13 protein-coding genes are annotated in these 17,805 nt (G+C 72.6%); 10 read left to right on the plus strand and 3 right to left on the minus strand.

Annotation, left to right across the window (positions count from 1 at the left end; genetic code table 11):
* Positions 1-283: 283 nt before the first annotated feature.
* Together ACZ3IL_RS26145 and ACZ3IL_RS26150 are read left to right on the plus strand one after the other, a co-directional pair.
* Positions 284-2,068, plus strand: a complete 1,785-nt coding sequence (locus ACZ3IL_RS26145) for an IucA/IucC family protein (RefSeq protein ID WP_467394217.1) — start codon at positions 284-286, stop codon at positions 2,066-2,068.
* Positions 2,069-2,105: 37 nt separating this feature from the next.
* Entirely contained in the window at positions 2,106-4,103 is a 1,998-nt protein-coding gene (locus ACZ3IL_RS26150) for an ATP-dependent DNA helicase (RefSeq protein ID WP_467394044.1), read from the plus strand.
* A gap of 91 nt (positions 4,104-4,194) precedes the next feature.
* Here the strand turns inward: ACZ3IL_RS26150 and lexA are convergent, their stop codons facing one another.
* Positions 4,195-4,983, minus strand: coding sequence for a transcriptional repressor LexA (lexA, locus tag ACZ3IL_RS26155; protein WP_467394046.1), 789 nt, complete (start codon positions 4,981-4,983; stop codon positions 4,195-4,197).
* A 440-nt stretch (positions 4,984-5,423) separates the two neighbouring features.
* Here lexA and nrdR point away from each other — a divergent pair, with 440 nt between their 5' ends.
* Entirely contained in the window at positions 5,424-5,933 is a 510-nt protein-coding gene (gene nrdR, locus ACZ3IL_RS26160; RefSeq protein WP_467394048.1) for a transcriptional regulator NrdR, read from the plus strand.
* A 275-nt stretch (positions 5,934-6,208) separates the two neighbouring features.
* Positions 6,209-9,106, plus strand: a complete 2,898-nt coding sequence (locus ACZ3IL_RS26165) for a vitamin B12-dependent ribonucleotide reductase (protein WP_467394050.1) — start codon at positions 6,209-6,211, stop codon at positions 9,104-9,106.
* Between the two features lie 225 nt (positions 9,107-9,331).
* Here ACZ3IL_RS26165 and ACZ3IL_RS26170 read toward each other — a convergent pair whose 3' ends face one another.
* A complete protein-coding gene (locus ACZ3IL_RS26170; RefSeq protein ID WP_467394052.1) occupies positions 9,332-9,862 on the minus strand; it encodes a TerD family protein in 531 nt (176 codons plus the stop codon).
* Positions 9,863-10,211: 349 nt separating this feature from the next.
* Between ACZ3IL_RS26170 and ACZ3IL_RS26175 the strand changes: the two genes are divergently transcribed.
* The 5 genes from ACZ3IL_RS26175 (at position 10,212) to ACZ3IL_RS26195 (ending at position 14,231) form a co-directional block, all read left to right on the plus strand.
* Positions 10,212-10,817, plus strand: a complete 606-nt coding sequence (locus ACZ3IL_RS26175; RefSeq protein ID WP_467394054.1) for a YdbC family protein — start codon at positions 10,212-10,214, stop codon at positions 10,815-10,817.
* Between the two features lie 207 nt (positions 10,818-11,024).
* Positions 11,025-11,684, plus strand: a complete 660-nt coding sequence (locus tag ACZ3IL_RS26180; RefSeq protein WP_467394056.1) for a histidine phosphatase family protein — start codon at positions 11,025-11,027, stop codon at positions 11,682-11,684.
* Between the two features lie 12 nt (positions 11,685-11,696).
* Complete coding sequence (locus ACZ3IL_RS26185; RefSeq protein WP_467394058.1) at positions 11,697-12,605, plus strand: ADP-ribosylglycohydrolase family protein; 909 nt, start codon at positions 11,697-11,699, stop codon at positions 12,603-12,605.
* 185 nt (positions 12,606-12,790) lie between these two features.
* Positions 12,791-13,495: a ribonuclease HII gene (locus ACZ3IL_RS26190; protein ID WP_467394059.1), complete on the plus strand. Its 705-nt coding sequence runs from the start codon at positions 12,791-12,793 to the stop codon at positions 13,493-13,495.
* Positions 13,496-13,601: 106 nt separating this feature from the next.
* A complete protein-coding gene (locus ACZ3IL_RS26195) occupies positions 13,602-14,231 on the plus strand; it encodes a hypothetical protein (RefSeq protein ID WP_467394060.1) in 630 nt (209 codons plus the stop codon).
* A gap of 61 nt (positions 14,232-14,292) precedes the next feature.
* Here the strand turns inward: ACZ3IL_RS26195 and ACZ3IL_RS26200 are convergent, their stop codons facing one another.
* On the minus strand, positions 14,293-14,922 hold the full coding sequence (locus ACZ3IL_RS26200; RefSeq protein ID WP_467394062.1) for a hypothetical protein: 630 nt from the start codon (positions 14,920-14,922) through the stop codon (positions 14,293-14,295).
* A gap of 400 nt (positions 14,923-15,322) precedes the next feature.
* Between ACZ3IL_RS26200 and ACZ3IL_RS26205 the strand changes: the two genes are divergently transcribed.
* Complete coding sequence (locus tag ACZ3IL_RS26205; RefSeq protein ID WP_467394064.1) at positions 15,323-17,482, plus strand: RecQ family ATP-dependent DNA helicase; 2,160 nt, start codon at positions 15,323-15,325, stop codon at positions 17,480-17,482.
* The last annotated feature ends 323 nt before the right edge of the window (positions 17,483-17,805 follow it).

Below are 17,805 nucleotides of genomic sequence, written 5' to 3' on the forward strand. Positions count from 1 at the left end.
TCCCGCACGCACCGCTGACCCACAGCGGCTTCCATCCCGAGGAGTCCCCGTGTCGACGTCCCCTGCACCCCACGGCTCCGCACGCCCCGCCCCTCTCGCCAGGCCTTCCGAGAGCATCCCGGCCCAGCCCCCCGGAGAGACCCCGCCGGCGCCTGCCCCGGTCTCCACCTCCGTTCCGCCCCCCATTCCCGCCCCGGCCCCCGCGTCCGAACCGTTCCCCCCGTCCGGCCCGCTCGCGTCCCCCGGCCTCTCCACGCCCCCCGGCCCGTCCACGCCCCCCGGCCTGTTCGCGCCCCCGGAACTGAACGCCGCCGCCTGGACCCGGGCGTCCTCCCGCCTCCTCGCCAAGGCCCTCGCCGAGTTCGCGTACGAGGAGATCCTCGAACCCGTCCCCGTCCCTGCCGAAGGCGCTGCCGTCCCCGTCGAAGGCGGTGCCCCCGGCCAGTACGCCCTGCGCCTCGACGACGGCACGACCCTCACCTTCCGGGCCCGCCGCGGCGCCTACGGCGGCTGGCGCGTCGAAGCCGACTCGATCAGCCACGAGGGCCGGCGGACGACCGATCCGTTCGACTTCCTGGTCCGTGCCCGCGGCCTCCTCCGGCTCGACGGCGCCACCCTCGGCCACCTCATCCGTGAGCTTTCCGCCACCCTCGCCGCCGACACCCGCCTGGACCACACGGCCCTCACCGCGGACCGGCTGGCCGACCTCTCCTACGCGGAACTCGAAGGCCACCAGACCGGTCACCCCTGGCTCGTCCTCAACAAGGGGCGCGTCGGTTTCTCCGCCGCCGACGCCGCCCGCTGGGCACCCGAGGCGCGCCGCCCCACCCGGCTGCCGTGGATCGCCGTCAGCAACCGCCTCGCCGCCTACCGGGGCGTCTCCGGCCTCGAAACCCCCGGCCGCCTCTACGCCCGCGAACTCGACCCCGAGGTCCACGCCGCCTTCCGCGAGGCACTGACCGCGCGCGGTCACGAAGCCGACGACTACCTCCTGCTGCCCGTCCACCCCTGGCAGTGGGACGAGATCCTGCTCCCGCTCTACGCGCCGGCCGTCGCCGCCGGAACCATAGTCCCGCTCACCACCGACGGCGACCTCCGTCTGCCGCAGCAGTCCGTCCGTACGTTCCTCAACACCGACCGTCCGGACCGGCACACCGTCAAGCTCCCGCTGTCGGTGCTGAACACCCTCGTCTGGCGCGGTCTGCCCACCGAGCGCACCCTCGCCGCCCCGGCCGTGACCGCCTGGGTGCACGGTCTGCGCGACGCCGACCCGTTCCTGCGGGACGAGTGCCGTGTGGTCCTCCTCGGCGAGGTCGCCTCCGTCACCGTCGAACACCCCCTGTACGACCGGCTGCCCGAAGTGCCGTACCAGTACAAGGAACTGCTCGGCGCCATCTGGCGCGAGCCCCTGACACTGCCCCCGGGCGAGCGCGCCCGCACCCTCGCCTCCCTCCTCCACACGGACCCGGAAGGCCGGGCGTTCGTCGCCGAACTGGTCGAACGCTCCGGGCGCACCCCCGTCGTCTGGCTCCAGCACCTCTTCACCGCTCTGCTCCCCCCTCTGCTGCACTTCCTCTACCGGTACGGCACGGTCTTCTCCCCCCACGGGGAGAACGCCATCGTCGTGTACGACGACGAGGACGTCCCCGTGCGTCTGGCGATCAAGGACTTCGTCGACGATGTGAACATCAGTGCCCAGCCGCTCCCCGAACACGCCACCCTCCCGGATGATGTCCGCGCCGTCCTGTTGACGGAGGAACCCGGGTTCCTGACCCAGTTCATCCATTCGGGACTCTTCGTGGGGGTCTTCCGCTACCTGGCACCCCTCTGCGAAGAACAACTCGGGGTTTCCGAGCGGGACTTCTGGGCCCTCGTCCGCGCCGAGATCCTGCGCCACCAGGCGCGCTTCCCCGGGTTGAAGGAGCGGTTCGAACTCTTCGACCTCCTCGCCCCCCGTATCGAACGGCTCTGCCTCAACCGCAACCGTCTGCATCTGGACGGCTACCGGGACAGGCCGCGGCGCCCCCACGCCGCCGTCCACGGGACGGTCCCCAATCCGCTCGCGTGACCGGGCTGTCGGTGCCGCCCCGTAGGGTGGGAGGGCTATGACGAAGCCATCCCTCCCCGACCTCCTCCACGCCGCCGTCTCCGCCGTCGGCGGCACGGAGCGGCCCGGCCAGGTCGCCATGGCCGAGGCCGTGGCCGAGGCCATCGACGACAATTCCCACCTCCTCGTCCAGGCCGGCACCGGCACCGGCAAGTCGCTCGGCTACCTCGTGCCGGCGCTGGCCCAGGGAGAGCGGGTGGTGGTGGCCACGGCCACCCTGGCGCTGCAGCGCCAGCTCGTCGAGCGCGACCTTCCCCGGACGGTCGACGCGCTGCATCCGCAGCTGCGCCGGCGTCCGCAGTTCGCCATGCTCAAGGGCCGGTCGAACTACCTCTGTCTGCACCGGCTCCACGAGGGAGTGCCGCAGGACGAGGAGGACGGCCTCTTCGACCCGTTCGAGGCGGCCGCGCCCACCAGCAAGCTGGGGCAGGACCTGCTGCGCCTGCGGGACTGGTCGGACGAGACGGAGACCGGTGACCGGGACGACCTGACGCCGGGGGTCTCCGACCGGGCCTGGTCCCAGGTGTCGGTCTCCTCCCGGGAGTGCCTGGGTGCGAGCAAGTGCGCGTACGGGGCGGAGTGCTTCGCCGAGGCGGCCCGGGAGCGCGCCAAGCTCGCGGACGTCGTCGTCACCAACCACGCCCTGCTCGCCATCGACGCCATCGAGGGCGCCCCCGTGCTCCCGCAGCACGAGGTGCTGATCGTCGACGAGGCCCACGAGCTGGTCTCCCGCGTGACCGGCGTCGCCACCGGGGAACTCACCCCCGGTCAGGTCAACCGTGCGGTGCGGCGGGCCGCGAAACTGGTGGACGAGAAGATCGCCGACCAGCTCCAGACCGCCGCCGAGGGTTTCGAGCGGGTCATGGAGCTGGCCCTGCCGGGCCGCCTGGAGAAGATCCCGGAAGACCTCGCGTACGCCCTGATGGCGCTGCGCGACGCGGCCCGCGCCGTGATCACGGCCCTGGGCTCGACCCGTGACCGGGCCGTGCAGGACGAGGACGCCGTGCGCAAGCAGGCCATGGCCTCCGTGGAGACCGTCCACGGCGTCGCCGAGCGGATCACCCAGGCGTCCGAGTACGACGTCGTCTGGTACGAGCGCCACGAGCCCCGGGGCGGAGCCGCCCCCCGGTACAGCGGCGCCTCGCTGCGGGTCGCGCCGCTCACCGTCTCCGGCCTGCTCCGGGAGAAGCTGTTCGCGGAGCGGTCCGTGGTGCTCGCCTCGGCCACGCTCAAGCTGGGCGGTGACTTCAACGGCGTCGGCGCCTCGCTCGGTCTGGCCCCCGAGGGCACCACGGGCGACGACCTGCCCGTCTGGAAGGGCATCGACGTCGGCTCTCCGTTCGATTACCCGAAGCAGGGCATCCTGTACGTCGCCAAGCACCTCTCCCGTCCCGCGCGCGACGGGGAGCGGGGCGACATGCTCGACGAGCTCACCGAACTGATCCAGGCGGCCGGCGGCAGGACCCTGGGCCTCTTCTCCTCCATGCGCGCGGCACAGCAGGCGGCGGAGGAGCTGCGGACCCGCATCCCGGAGCTGCCGATCCTGCTCCAGGGCGAGGACACCCTGGGCGAGTTGATCAAGAACTTCGCCGCCGACCCGAGGACCTGTCTCTTCGGCACCCTCTCGCTCTGGCAGGGTGTGGACGTCCCGGGCCCCAGCTGCCAGCTGGTCGTCATGGACAAGATCCCGTTCCCGCGTCCGGACGATCCGTTGACGAGCGCCCGGCAGAAGGCGGTCGAGGAGGCGGGCGGCAACGGCTTCATGGCGGTGGCGGCGACTCATGCGGCCCTGCTGATGGCCCAGGGCGCGGGCCGGCTCGTACGGGCCACCGGCGACCGGGGGGTCGTGGCGGTCCTCGATCCCCGGCTGGCCACGGCCCGGTACGGCAGCTACCTCAAGGCCTCGCTGCCCGACTTCTGGTACACCACGGACCGCAATCAGGTGCGGAAGTCCCTGGCGGCCATCGACGCCGCCTCGAAGGCGGCGGAGGCCTGAGGGGCCCGCCCCGCCCCGTCCCTCCGGACACGGCAGGACCCCGGAACCGGCGCAGTGGGTTCCGGGGCCCGGTCAGGACCGGCGGGGTGGGTCACACCCGCCGCAGCACCGCCACGACCTTGCCGAGAATGGTGGCCTCGTCGCCGGGGATGGGCTGGTAGGCCGCGTTGTGCGGCAGCAGCCAGACGTGGCCGTCCTCGCGCTTGAAGCGCTTGACCGTGGCTTCGCCGTCCAGCATCGCGGCGACGATGTCACCGTTCTCCGCGACGGGCTGGCGGCGGACGGTGACCCAGTCACCGTCGCAGATGGCGGCCTCGATCATCGAGTCGCCGACGACCTTCAGGACGAACAGCTCGCCGTCGCCGACCAGCTGCCGGGGGAGGGGGAAGACGTCTTCGACCGACTCCTCGGCCAGGATCGGGCCGCCGGCGGCGATCCGGCCGACCAGCGGGACGTAGGACGCGGCGGGCTTGCCGGTGGTGTCCGTGGGCTGGGTGCTCGGCTGGTCGGAGCCGCGCACCTCGTACGCCCGGGGGCGGTGCGGGTCGCGACGGAGGAAGCCCTTGCGTTCGAGAGCCATGAGCTGATGGGCGACCGAAGAGGTGCTGGAGAGGCCCACCGCCTGCCCGATCTCGCGCATCGACGGCGGGTAGCCGCGTCGCTGGACCGAGTCGCGGATGACTTCGATGACCCTGCGCTGCCGGTCGGTGAGGCCGGAGCTGTCGGCCCGGATGCCAGGAGGTCGCCCGGGAAGGGCGCGGGCGGGTCGCCCGGCCTCCTCACCGTTCATGCTTGCGTCACTCATGGCGTGCACCGCCTCGAGTCGGCCCTGGGAGCGGTCCTGGGCGGTGATGGTGGCACTGTCTGCGGTGGTGGTCACGTCGTCGGCCCCTCTCGAATGGTCTCCCTGGCTGGCACAACGGTAGTAGCTTTCGAAAGGTTGCGCCAAACACACGTTCGAGTGAAAATTCGCAGATTGCCCTACGTCCGTACGGGGAGAGGTGTATGCGCGCCGCCGTTCCGGCGCCGTGAACCGGCCGCTCCGGTAGCCTTCGCCGCTGGGCCGTGATCATCCGGCGAGCCCCCTCGGTGTCACACCCGCCGAAGCGGAATCCCGGCAACGGGGGCGCCGCGACACGCGGAAGGTCCGGAAGTACAGCCAACCCAAGATCTAGTGGTTGTATGTCACCGGCCACCCAGGGGTAGTGGTCCCCGGTCTGCCGGGGGTGCCCGTATCGCCTATGCTGGTGGTCGCTTCGCGGGGCCCTCACGGGCAGTGCGAGGCCCGTCAGTCGTGCCGCGAGGGAGGCTCTGGAACCAATGCACTGCCCCTTCTGCAGGCACCCCGACAGCCGTGTCGTCGACAGCCGCACCACCGACGACGGGACGTCGATCCGGCGCCGTCGTCAGTGCCCCGAGTGCTCCCGTCGTTTCACGACGGTGGAGACCTGCTCGCTCATGGTCGTGAAGCGTTCCGGCGTCACCGAGCCCTTCAGCCGCACCAAGGTCATCTCCGGCGTGCGCAAGGCGTGTCAGGGGCGGCCGGTCACCGAGGACGCCCTCGCCAAGCTCGGCCAGCGCGTCGAGGAGGCGGTGCGCGCCACCGGCAGCGCCGAGCTGACCACGCACGACGTGGGACTGGCCATCCTCGGCCCCCTGCGGGAGCTCGACCTCGTCGCGTACCTGCGCTTCGCGTCCGTGTACAAGGCCTTCGACAGCCTCGAGGACTTCGAGGCCGCCATCGCGGAACTCCGCGTGCGGCCTTCCGCCGAGGATTCCGGGAACGGGGCGACCCCAGGGGTCCCCGTTCCCGCCACCGCCGCCGACTGACCGGCGGTGGGGGGGGGGGGGGGGCCCCCCCCCCCCCCCCCCCCCCCGCCGGGCCCCCCCCCCCCGGGGCCCCGGCCCCCCCCCCCGCCGCCGCCGGCCGGGGGGGCGGGGCGGGGGCCGCCCCGCACGACCCGGCCGCCGTCGTGCGGCCCGGCAGACGTGCCCCGAGGCTCCTCCGCGGTCCTCGTGGCAGCAGTACAGAACGACGTACAGAAGACGGTGCCCTGGGACTATCTGGGCGCCAAAGTGTGTTTTGCCCGTATATGGGAGGCGGCATGACAGAGACGGCGAGCGGCCCGGCACGTGGTTCCCGCACCAAGGGAGCCAAGTCGGCGAGCAAGGGTCTGCGCATCGAGCGCATCCACACCACCCCCGGCGTGCATCCGTACGACGAGGTGACGTGGGAGCACCGGGACGTCGTCATGACCAACTGGCGCGACGGCTCGATCAACTTCGAGCAGCGTGGCGTCGAGTTCCCCGACTTCTGGTCGGTGAACGCGGTCAACATCGTCACCAGCAAGTACTTCCGCGGTGCGGTCGGCACCCCGCAGCGCGAGACCGGTCTCAAGCAGCTCATCGACCGGATCGTGAAGACCTACACGAAGGCCGGCGAGGAGCACGGCTACTTCGCCTCGCCCGCCGACGCCGAGATCTTCGAGCACGAGCTGGCCTACGCCCTCCTGCACCAGATCTTCAGCTTCAACTCGCCGGTCTGGTTCAACGTCGGCACGCCGCAGCCCCAGCAGGTCTCCGCCTGCTTCATCCTGTCCGTCGACGACTCCATGGAGTCCATCCTCGACTGGTACAAGGAAGAGGGCATGATCTTCAAGGGCGGCTCCGGCGCCGGCCTGAACCTCTCCCGCATCCGCTCCTCCAAGGAGCTGCTCTCCTCCGGCGGCAACGCCTCCGGCCCGGTCTCCTTCATGCGCGGCGCCGACGCCTCCGCGGGAACGATCAAGTCGGGCGGCGCCACCCGCCGCGCGGCCAAGATGGTCATCCTCGACGTCGACCACCCCGACATCGAGGACTTCATCCAGACCAAGGTCAAGGAGGAGGAGAAGATCCGCGCGCTGCGCGACGCGGGCTTCGACATGGACCTGGGCGGCGACGACATCACGTCCGTCCAGTACCAGAACGCCAACAACTCCGTCCGCGTGAACGACACCTTCATGAAGGCCGTCGAGACCGGCGGGAAGTTCGGCCTCACGTCCCGCATGACCGGCGAGGTCATCGAGGAGGTCGACGCCAAGGCGCTCTTCCGCAAGATGGCCGAGGCCGCGTGGGCCTGCGCCGACCCGGGCATCCAGTACGACGACACGATCAACCGCTGGCACACCTGCCCCGAGTCCGGCCGCATCAACGGCTCGAACCCGTGCAGCGAGTACATGCACCTGGACAACACGTCCTGCAACCTCGCCTCGCTGAACCTGATGAAGTTCCTCAAGGACGACGGCCGGGGCAACCAGTCCTTCGAGATCGAGCGCTTCGCCAAGGTCGTCGAACTCGTCATCACCGCGATGGACATCTCCATCTGCTTCGCCGACTTCCCCACCCAGAAGATCGGCGAGAACACCCGCGCCTTCCGCCAGCTCGGCATCGGCTACGCCAACCTCGGCGCCCTCCTGATGGCGACCGGCCACGCGTACGACTCCGACGGCGGCCGCGCCCTCGCCGGCGCCATCACCTCCCTGATGACCGGCACCTCGTACAAGCGCTCCGCCGAACTCGCCGCCGTCGTCGGCGCGTACGACGGTTACGCCCGCAACGCCGAGCCGCACCAGCGCGTCATGAAGCAGCACGCCGACGCCAACGCCCGGGCCGTCCGCATGGACGACCTGGACTCGCCGATCTGGGCCGCCGCCACGGAGGCCTGGCAGGACGTGATCCACCTCGGCGCCAAGAACGGCTTCCGCAACGCCCAGGCCTCGGTCATCGCCCCCACCGGCACCATCGGCCTCGCGATGTCCTGCGACACCACCGGCCTCGAGCCCGACCTCGCCCTGGTCAAGTTCAAGAAGCTCGTCGGCGGCGGTTCGATGCAGATCGTCAACGGCACCGTCCCGCAGGCCCTGCGCCGCCTGGGCTACCAGGAGGAGCAGATCGAGGCGATCGTCGCCCACATCGCCGAGCACGGCAACGTGATCGACGCTCCCGGCCTCAAGACCGAGCACTACGAGGTCTTCGACTGCGCCATGGGCGAGCGCTCCATCTCCGCGATGGGCCACGTCCGCATGATGGCCGCCATCCAGCCGTGGATCTCCGGCGCCCTCTCCAAGACCGTGAACCTGCCGGAGACGGCCACGGTCGAGGACGTCGAGGAGGTCTACTTCGAGGCCTGGAAGATGGGCGTCAAGGCGCTCGCGATCTACCGCGACAACTGCAAGGTCGGCCAGCCGCTCTCCGCCAAGAAGAAGGAGAAGGAGAAGGCCGAGGTCACCGCGAAGTCCGAGGCGACGATCCGCGAGGCCGTCGAGAAGGTCGTCGAGTACCGTCCGGTCCGCAAGCGCCTGCCCAAGGGCCGCCCGGGGATCACCACCTCCTTCACCGTCGGTGGCGCCGAGGGGTACATGACGGCCAACTCCTACCCGGACGACGGTCTCGGCGAGGTCTTCCTGAAGATGTCCAAGCAGGGCTCGACCCTCGCCGGGATGATGGACGCCTTCTCCATCGCCGTCTCCGTCGGCCTGCAGTACGGCGTTCCGCTCGAGACCTACGTCTCGAAGTTCACCAACATGCGCTTCGAGCCGGCCGGCATGACGGACGACCCGGACGTGCGGATGGCGCAGTCGATCGTCGACTACATCTTCCGCCGCCTGGCGCTCGACTTCCTGCCCTTCGAGACCCGGTCCGCCCTCGGCATCCACTCGGCCGAGGAGCGCCAGCGCCACCTGGACACCGGCTCGTACGAGCAGCCCGAGGACGAGGACGTCGACGTCGAGGGCCTGGCCCAGTCGGCTCCCCGGACCCCGGAACTGAAGGCCGTCGCCACCGCCCCGGCCCCGAAGACCGAGGTCCCGGCTCCCAAGCAGGCGCACACCTCGGCGGAACTCGTCGAGATGCAGCTCGGCATCAGCGCCGACGCCCCGCTCTGCTTCTCCTGCGGCACGAAGATGCAGCGCGCCGGTTCCTGCTACATCTGCGAGGGCTGCGGCTCGACCAGCGGTTGCAGCTGACGCCTGCCGGAACCGCGCCGGACGTCCCGTCCGGCGCGGTTCTTGCAGCCGGCTGACCAGCGGCTCACGAAGGGGACCGGCTTCCGGCCGGTCCCCTTCGCCGTACCCGCCTCCCCCGCCGAACGGTTGGTGCGCCGACGGGGACGATTCGCGCCGTGCGCCACCGGGCCGCCCGTGAGGGGAACCGGCCCCGGGGTCGGCGCCCCTCACGCGTACCGGGGCCGTTCAGGAGACCGGGGAGCCCAGGAGTTCGCCGAAGGCCTGCGGGTCGGCGTCGAAGCCCCGGCTGACCGGACGGTACGTCCAGCCGTCCGTCCCGGCGCGGGTGAATTCCACGACCGTCGCCGACAGGGCGTCCGGTACGTCGGCGAAGTCGTGGGTCAGGAGGTCGGTGTAGCCCTCCCGGACCCGTATGCCGACGCCCGCCACATCGCCGAAGGCCACCCGCCCGCCGTTCTGCTGTATGGCCACGCCCACCACCACGCGCGCGTACCGCGGCGCCAGCCGGTCCAGTTCCAGGGTCATGGCCTCGTCGTAGCCGAAGCCCTGGCCCGTACGGCTGTCGCGGTGCAGCGTGATCGTGCCGTCGGGAGAACGGCTGCCGAAGTGCACCAGGTACACCGGCGCCCCGTGCGGCTCCTCGGTGGTGAAGACGCCGGCGACGAGGTCCAGGTCGTGGGCCGGGGCACCCGTCGGCGCGGGGTCCCACTTGAGCGTCACCTCGACCCGTCCCACTCCTTTGTTGAGTCCGCTCATGGTGCTTCCCCTCTCCGCGTGCGTCCCCGCGCACGCCTCGTCCCGTACGGCCGAACCGCTCGGCGGCCCGTGGTCGCGGACCGGTCACTCATGGTGTCACGCGCCGGTGACAGAGGGACCGGTGCTTCGGGCGGAGAACGGTTCGCGGAGCGGTGACGAGCCGGATCTCGACGCTCGTCTGGCTCGAATCGGACGGGGCGTCGGACGGGCGGGGATCGCGGCGGACGCGGACGGTTCGTGCAGCGGCACCCGGCGTCACGCCGAGGGGCGCACGGGCCCGCGGCGAATGCGCCCGGCGGGAATCCGTCAGGGTCTGCCGGGGCGCCTCCGGGCCCCGTACGATGGCGCGGTGCTGGTCAAGTGGATTCGCTGCACCGTGGTGGACCGTCGGGGGTTCGAGCGGGGGCAGCGGAAATGGGCGGGGCTGCTCGGTGAGCCCGGATTCCGGGGACAGGGCGGCGGTTGGAGCCGGGGCCGGCCGGACGTCGCCCATGTCTTCGCGTTCTGGGAGAGCCGGGCCTTCTACGACTCGTTCATGGCGCGGTCGCACGACCGGCTGGCGTCCTCGCAGGTGGGCACCTTCAAGGACGCCCGGGTCAAGCTGTTCGACCACCGCTTCGACGTGAAGACGGGGTTCGAGCCGCGGTTCTCCGACGCCGACGTGGCGAGGGTGGCGCACTGCCGCGTCCACGAGGAACGCGCCGAGCACTTCGCGCTCATGCAGGAGAAGGTGTGGAACCCGGCGATGGCCGGTTCTCCCGGCATGCTGCGGGGCATGTTCGGTGAGGCGCCCGGCAGTGAGTTCCTGGTCCTCTCGATGTGGCAGTCCGCCGCCGAGCACGGCAAGTACCGGGAGGAGCGGGTGGAGCGGCTCGGGTTGCGGGCCCGGACCGCGGCCGACGTGGCGGCGCTGAGCGGGGACGTGGTGCGGCTCGAGCCGTCCTGGACGGTCTGAGGACGCCCGCTCCGCCACGAACGCGCCCGCCGAGGCCCCCGGGGCCGGGGAGCCCGCCGCCCGGCGCGGGAGCCGAGCCTTCCACGATCGGGTGATTCGCGCGCCCCGGGGGCGGATCGGGGCCGCGGGGAGCGGAGCGCGGACGATCCGGCCCCGCCGTGCCCCCTCGGCCGAGCCTGTCGCGGACCGGCGATCTAGGGTCGGGGTATGGCACGACCGCGGCGCATCGTCCTCGTACGGCACGGAGAATCCGAGGGCAATGCCGATGACACGGTGTACGAACGGGAGCCCGACCATGCCCTGCGGCTCACGGAGACCGGCCGGCGACAGGCGGAGGAGACGGGGGAGCGGCTGAGGGAACTCTTCGGAGGGGAGCCGGTCAGCGTCTACGTCTCGCCGTACCGGCGCACCCACGAAACCCTCCGGGCCTTCCGGTTCCCCCCGGAACAGGTCCGGGTGCGCGAGGAACCGCGCCTGCGGGAGCAGGACTGGGGCAACTGGCAGGACCGGGAGGACGTACGCCTCCAGAAGGCCTACCGCGACGCGTACGGGCACTTCTTCTACCGCTTCGCCCAGGGGGAGTCGGGAGCGGACGTCTACGACCGGGTCGGGTCGTTCCTGGAGAGCCTGTACCGCAGCTTCGAGGCGCCCGACCACCCGCCCAACGTCCTGCTGGTCACCCACGGACTGACCATGCGCCTGTTCTGCATGCGCTGGTTCCACTGGACGGTCGCGGAATTCGAGTCGCTGTCGAACCCCGGCAACGCCGAGACGCGCGTCCTTCTGCTCGGCGACGACGGCAGGTACCGCCTGGACAGGCCCTTCGAGCACTGGCGCACCCCGGAACCGTACGGCCCCACCGGCTAGAGTGGCGGACCGATGACCGCTGACTCCTCACCCGACCGGCGCTTCGAACGCGCCCTGGCCAGCCTGCGCGGGCTGTCCGTGGGAGACGCCCTCGGCTCCCAGTTCTTCGTACCCGCCCACTACCCCCTGCTGAAGCGGCGCGAGACGCCCCCCGGCCGCTGGCAGTGGACCGACGACACCGAGATGGCCTGCTCCGTCCTGGCCGTCCTCGCACGGCACGGCCGGATCGACCAGGACGCCCTGGCCATGTCGTTCGCACAGCACCACGACTTCGACCGTGGCTACGGCCCGGCGGTCAACAGGATGCTCAGGCTCATCCGGGAGGGTGGTGACTGGCGGGAGCTGGCCGCCGCGCTCTTCAAGGGGCAGGGGTCCTGGGGCAACGGCGCCGCGATGCGGATCGCCCCGCTCGGGGCCTGGTACGCGGGCGACCCGGAGCAGGCGACCCACCAGGCGGAGATCTCCGCCTACACGACGCACCAGCACCGCGAGGCCGTCGTGGGCGCCATGGCCGTCGCCGCCGCGGCCGCCCTCGTGGCCGGCCCCGCCGGACCGCCCACGCCCGAAGCGCTGCTCGACGGGGTCATCGCCCTGGTGCCGCGCAGCGCGGTCGGCGCGGGGCTGCGCAGGGCGCGCGACATGCTCGACTACGGCGACGCCGGCACGGTCGCCGCCGTGCTCGGCAGCGGACGGCGGACGAGCGCGCACGACACGGTCCCCTTCGCCCTCTGGTCGGCGGCCCGCGGGCTCGGTGACTTCGAGGGCGTGTTCTGGACGACCGCGCAGGTGGGCGGTGACGTCGACACGACCTGCGCCATCGCCGGAGGGGTGGTGGCCGCCGCGGCGAACGGCGCGCCTCCGGCGGACTGGCTGCGCCGGACCGAGGAACTCCCCGCCTGGGTACCGGCGGAGACGGTCTGACGCCGCCTCGCCCCTCCGGGCGCCGGTGCGCCCGGCCCCGGAGGGCGCCGGCCCTCCCCGACCCCGGACCGGCGGTCCCCCGGGGCGCGACGGCGGCCTCCGGGGGCACGGCGGGGATCTCCCCGGCGCCCGAAGGGGATCCGGGTGTCGCGCGCGGCACCGGGCGGCGTAATCTGTCTGGCGCCATGCCGTACGAACCCCCCACCCACACCGTCGAGCGATCGCTCCGCGCCACCACCGGCGCCAGGATCGTCGCCGGAGTCGACGAGGTCGGCCGCGGGGCGTGGGCCGGGCCCGTCACGGTGTGCGCGGCCGTCACCGGTCTGCGCCGACCCCCCGCCGGACTCACCGATTCCAAACTGATCACCCCCAAGCGCCGTGCCGCGCTGGCGGCGGAACTCGAACAGTGGGTCACGGCGTACGCGCTCGGTGACGCCTCCCCGCGGGAGATCGACGACCTGGGGATGACCGCGGCCCTGCGGCTCGCGGCGGTCCGGGCCCTCGAAGGCCTCCCCGTGCGGCCCGACGCGGTGATCCTCGACGGCAAGCACGACTACCTCGGCAGCCCCTGGCAGGTCCGTACGGTGATCAAGGGCGACCAGTCCTGTGTCTCCGTGGCCGCCGCCTCCGTCCTCGCGAAGGTCCGCCGGGACGACCTCATGGCGGAGCTGGAGGCCGGGGAGTACGCGCCGTACGCCTTCGGGGCCAACGCGGGCTACCCCTCGCCGGTCCACAGGGCGGCCCTCGAAGAGCTGGGGCCCACCCCGTACCACCGGCTCTCCTGGTCCTACCTGGACGCGCTGCCCCGGTGGCGCCACCTCAAGAAGGTCCGCCTCTCCGCCGGGGCGGCCGCACTGGAAAGCGGGGGCCAACTCGGCTTCGACTTCTGAACTTCCGGACGCGGAGCCCTGCCGAAGGGCCGTGCACGCGCCCGGGACGCACCTGTGTGCCCACCCGCCGATGCCCCACGCACCGGCGTTTGATAGACATCCACCCATGCCTCTCATCCCCGAGGAGCCTCAGATTCACGAGAGCGCCCAGGGTCCCCGCGCCACCACGGCCGCCGGCCGCCCCGCGTCGACCCCCCGTCCCGTACCCGGTCCGCGTTCCGCGACCTCCCCGCGTCCCGGACGCCCTGTTCCCGGCCCCGCCAGGCCCGTGCCGCCGCCGCGCCCCGGCCCCGGGAAGACCCCGGCGGGCGGCCCGGAGAATCGTTCCGGTCGGGGTCCCGCCCCGCAGCTCCAGCTGGTCCCCGCCCCGGTCGACGGCGCGCTCGACGCCGCCGAAGAGGCCCTGGACCTCCTTCTGGAGAACGGCCGGGCCCCCGGCGACGTCCTGGTGCTCACCACCGGTGACCAGCACCCCTGGACGGCCCACGAGCTGTCCTTCGGCGAGGCCGCCTACTGGGCGCAGCAGGACACCGGCGACGACGTGTTCTTCGCCGACGCCTCCGCCGTGGAGCGGGCCGCCTCCCGTCCCGTCGTGATCGTCGCCGTCAACGGCGGGGACGACGAGACGGTCGCCCGCGTCCTTCCCGCGGCGATGGCTCGCGCGGGCGCGCTGCTCGTCGTCTGCGGAGACCCGCAGCGCATCACGGCACTGCTCGGAGCGGGCGCCGGCGTCTGACCGACCGGTCCTCCGTCCGCCGGGCCCCACCGGCCCGGCGGACGGAGGACCGTCCGTCCGCTCAGCGGGCGGCGGCCCGGCGCAACGGTTCGCTCGCGCCGCTCGCGGTCCTCGGCGTGAGCCGTCCCAGTTCGGCCGGCCCCTCGCCGATCGGCAGGGGAAGCGAGTCGGAGCTCGGGCGGCGGCCCCCGCGCCCCTCCCCGAGCACCTGCCAGCCCGCCCGGGTCAGCGTGATGTACGCGCCGCAGCGGAGCCCGTGCAGGGTGCAGGCGTCCCGGAGCCCCCACATCCAGGCTCCGTCCTCCTCCGTCCAGCGCTCGTCCCCCTCGCGGCAGTACAGCAGCACCGCGGTCCGTACGGGCGCGCGTCTGCGGAGGTCGTGCGGGACGACGCGCCGCAGATGGGCCAGGAGCGCGTTGCGGAACTCCCACCCGTCCGCCGGGGCGGGGCGGGGGACGAACGAGGCACTGGCGGTGAGCCGCTCCTCGTGGTCCAGGACCGCGATGACCGCCGTCGAGGGCGTGGGCGCGTGACGCGAGTGCAGGCCGCCGACGACCTCACGCGGGTTGCGCAGCAGGGGAATCCCCGCCGCGGCCCACTCGGCCGGTTCCAGCATCCGGGCGAGGCGGCTGGCGGACCCGGACGATGATCTGAACGAGGTGGCTGTGGGCGGAGCGAATCCGAGGGTCACGGTCCTCCCTTCGGATACGCGCCCGTTGGACGGGCAAGGTCGGGTGGGGGCGCACCACGGCACAGTCCTTCCGGACCGCTGACGGGCCGTGCGGGGCGGTGCCCCAATTCTTGCTGGCCCGTGCGCGAGCGGCAATGAGCAATTGAGGCCGCTGAGGGGAATGGGTCGGTATGCCACTCATATCCCTGCCCAGTTGCCCATTGTTCACTCCCCGTTCCCTTGCCGGTTTCCCTTCCGGCGGGAAGTGCCGACGCGAACGTCACCGCTGCCGTGCCCGCGCACGGCGCGCGGCCGGCGAACCCGCGGCTCCGGGAGGCGCGCGGTCGGGACACCGTCCGCGAGAGGCGTGTCACTCCGGGTGAGCTGGTCGATTGTCGGTGCCATCGGGTTGCATGGGGGCATGACCAACCTGGAACTCCGCGCTGAAGCCGACGCCGTCCTCGCCGAGCTGGTCGGCGACCCCGGGGGCTCGACGCGGCTGCGGGAGGACCAGTGGCAGGCGGTGGCGGCCCTGGTGGAGGAGCGCCGGCGCGCGCTGGTGGTGCAGCGCACCGGATGGGGCAAGTCGGCCGTGTACTTCGTCGCCACCGCGCTGCTGCGGCGGCGCGGCGCGGGACCGACGGTGATCGTCTCGCCGCTGCTGGCGCTCATGCGCAACCAGGTCGAGGCGGCGGAGCGGGCCGGCATCCGGGCGCGCACGATCAACTCGGCCAACCCGGAGGAGTGGGACACGATCTACGGGGAGATCGAGAGCGGTGCCACCGACGTCCTCCTCGTGAGCCCGGAGCGCCTCAACTCCGTGGACTTCCGGGAGCAGGTACTGCCCCGGCTCGCGGCCACGACGGGCCTGCTGGTGGTCGACGAGGCGCACTGCATCTCCGACTGGGGCCACGACTTCCGCCCCGACTACCGGCGGCTGAGGGCCATGCTCGGCGAGCTGGCGCCCGGTGTACCGGTGCTCGCCACCACGGCGACGGCGAACGCACGGGTGACGGCGGACGTGGCCGACCAGTTGGGCACCGGCGCGAGCGAGGCCCTGGTGCTGCGCGGTTCACTGGAGCGGGACAGCCTCCGGCTCGGCGTGGTGCGGCTGCCGGACGCGGCACACCGGCTGGCCTGGCTGGCCGAGCACCTGGACGAGCTGCCGGGCTCCGGGATCATCTACACGCTGACGGTGGCCGCGGCCGAGGAGGCCACGGCCTTCCTGCGACAGCGGGGATTCGCCGTGGGCTCCTACACCGGACGGACGGAGAACGCCGACCGCCTCCAGGCCGAGACCGACCTGCAGCAGAACAAGGTCAAGGCGCTCGTGGCCACATCGGCCCTGGGCATGGGCTTCGACAAGCCGGACCTCGGCTTCGTGATCCATCTCGGTTCGCCGTCCTCCCCGATCGCGTACTACCAGCAGGTGGGCCGCGCGGGCCGCGGAGTGGAACACGCGGAGGTGCTCCTGCTGCCGGGGCAGGAGGACGAGGCGATCTGGCGCTACTTCGCCGACACCGCCTTCCCGCCCGAGGCCCAGGTCCGGCAGACCCTGGCGGCCCTCGCCGACGCGGGGCGCCCGCTGTCCGTACCGAGCCTGGAGGCGGCGGTCGACCTGCGGCGCACCCGCCTGGAGACGATGCTCAAGGTCCTCGACGTGGACGGGGCGGTCAAGCGGGTGAAGGGCGGCTGGGAGAGCACCGGGCGGCCCTGGGCCTACGACACCGAACGGTACGCGTGGGTGGCGCGGCAGCGGGCGGCCGAACAGCAGGCCATGCGCGACTACGTCGGCACCTCCCGGTGCCGCATGGAGTTCCTGAGGCGGCAGCTCGACGACGAAGGCGCGGTCCCGTGCGGGCGGTGCGACAACTGCGCGGGTCCGTGGATCGACTCCTCGGTCTCGGCCGACGCGCTGACGGGGGCGGCGAAGGAACTGGACCGCCCCGGTGTGGAGGTCGAGCCCCGCCGCATGTGGCCGACCGGCATGCCCGCACTGGGCATCGACCTCAAGGGACGCATCCCCGCCGGCGAACAGTGCTCCCCCGGCCGCGCCCTGGGCCGGCTCTCGGACATCGGCTGGGGCAACCGGCTGCGCCCCCTCCTGGCCGACAACGCCCCCGACGTCCCCGTCCCCGACGACGTCCTGAAGGCCGCGGTGGCCGTCCTGGCCGACTGGGCGCGTTCTCCCGGCGGCTGGGCGTCCGGCGTTCCGGACGCCACCGCCCGCCCCGTGGGGGTCGTGGCCGTACCGTCCCTCTCCCGCCCGCAATTGGTCGGTTCCCTCGCCCGGGGCATCGCGGCCGTCGGCCGCCTTCCCCACCTCGGCGCCCTGGCGTACACGGGACCGGACGGCGCGCACTCGGCGAGCCGCAGCAACTCCGCCCAGCGCCTCCGGGCGCTCTCCGGGGCCTTCACCGTCCCCGAGGAGCTTGCCGCGGCGCTGGCGGACTCCCCGGGGCCCGTCCTGCTCGTCGACGACCGCACCGACTCCGGCTGGACCCTTGCCGTCGCCGCCCGTCTCCTTCGCCGGGCGGGCAGCGGGCCGGTGCTCCCGCTGGTTCTCGCCGCGGCGGGCTGAGCGGTTCTTCCCCGTCCGCGCGGCCGCTGACGTCGTCCGCGCGGCCCCCGTCGTCGACGACGGGGGCCCCATGGCAGCCGGACACCGGCCCGGACCTCATCGGGTACGGAGAGCGGTTCCACCGGGTGATCGAACCGCGCGGGGCTCGGTGCCGGCGCCGTCGAGGACCCGACGGCATCAGACGGCCGGGCCTCGACGGCGCCGGGCGGCCGGATTCCCGACGGTGCCGGGCGCGGGACGAGAGGCGCGCGACACCGCTGGTCGCACGGAAACCGGTCGCACGGAGACACGGCCCGGCCTTCCGGGGAGCCGCACGAGTCATC

Source organism: Streptomyces sp. NPDC014907 (assembly GCF_055562975.1).

Coding starts and splice junctions, on each gene's coding strand:
- ACZ3IL_RS26150 (WP_467394044.1), top strand. CDS start 2,106: ATGACGAAGCCATCCCTCCCCGACCTCCTCCACGCCGCCGTCTCCGCC.
- nrdR (WP_467394048.1), top strand. CDS start 5,424: ATGCACTGCCCCTTCTGCAGGCACCCCGACAGCCGTGTCGTCGACAGC.
- ACZ3IL_RS26165 (WP_467394050.1), top strand. CDS start 6,209: ATGACAGAGACGGCGAGCGGCCCGGCACGTGGTTCCCGCACCAAGGGA.
- ACZ3IL_RS26170 (WP_467394052.1), bottom strand. CDS start 9,862: ATGAGCGGACTCAACAAAGGAGTGGGACGGGTCGAGGTGACGCTCAAG.
- ACZ3IL_RS26180 (WP_467394056.1), top strand. CDS start 11,025: ATGGCACGACCGCGGCGCATCGTCCTCGTACGGCACGGAGAATCCGAG.
- ACZ3IL_RS26185 (WP_467394058.1), top strand. CDS start 11,697: ATGACCGCTGACTCCTCACCCGACCGGCGCTTCGAACGCGCCCTGGCC.
- ACZ3IL_RS26190 (WP_467394059.1), top strand. CDS start 12,791: ATGCCGTACGAACCCCCCACCCACACCGTCGAGCGATCGCTCCGCGCC.
- ACZ3IL_RS26195 (WP_467394060.1), top strand. CDS start 13,602: ATGCCTCTCATCCCCGAGGAGCCTCAGATTCACGAGAGCGCCCAGGGT.
- ACZ3IL_RS26205 (WP_467394064.1), top strand. CDS start 15,323: ATGACCAACCTGGAACTCCGCGCTGAAGCCGACGCCGTCCTCGCCGAG.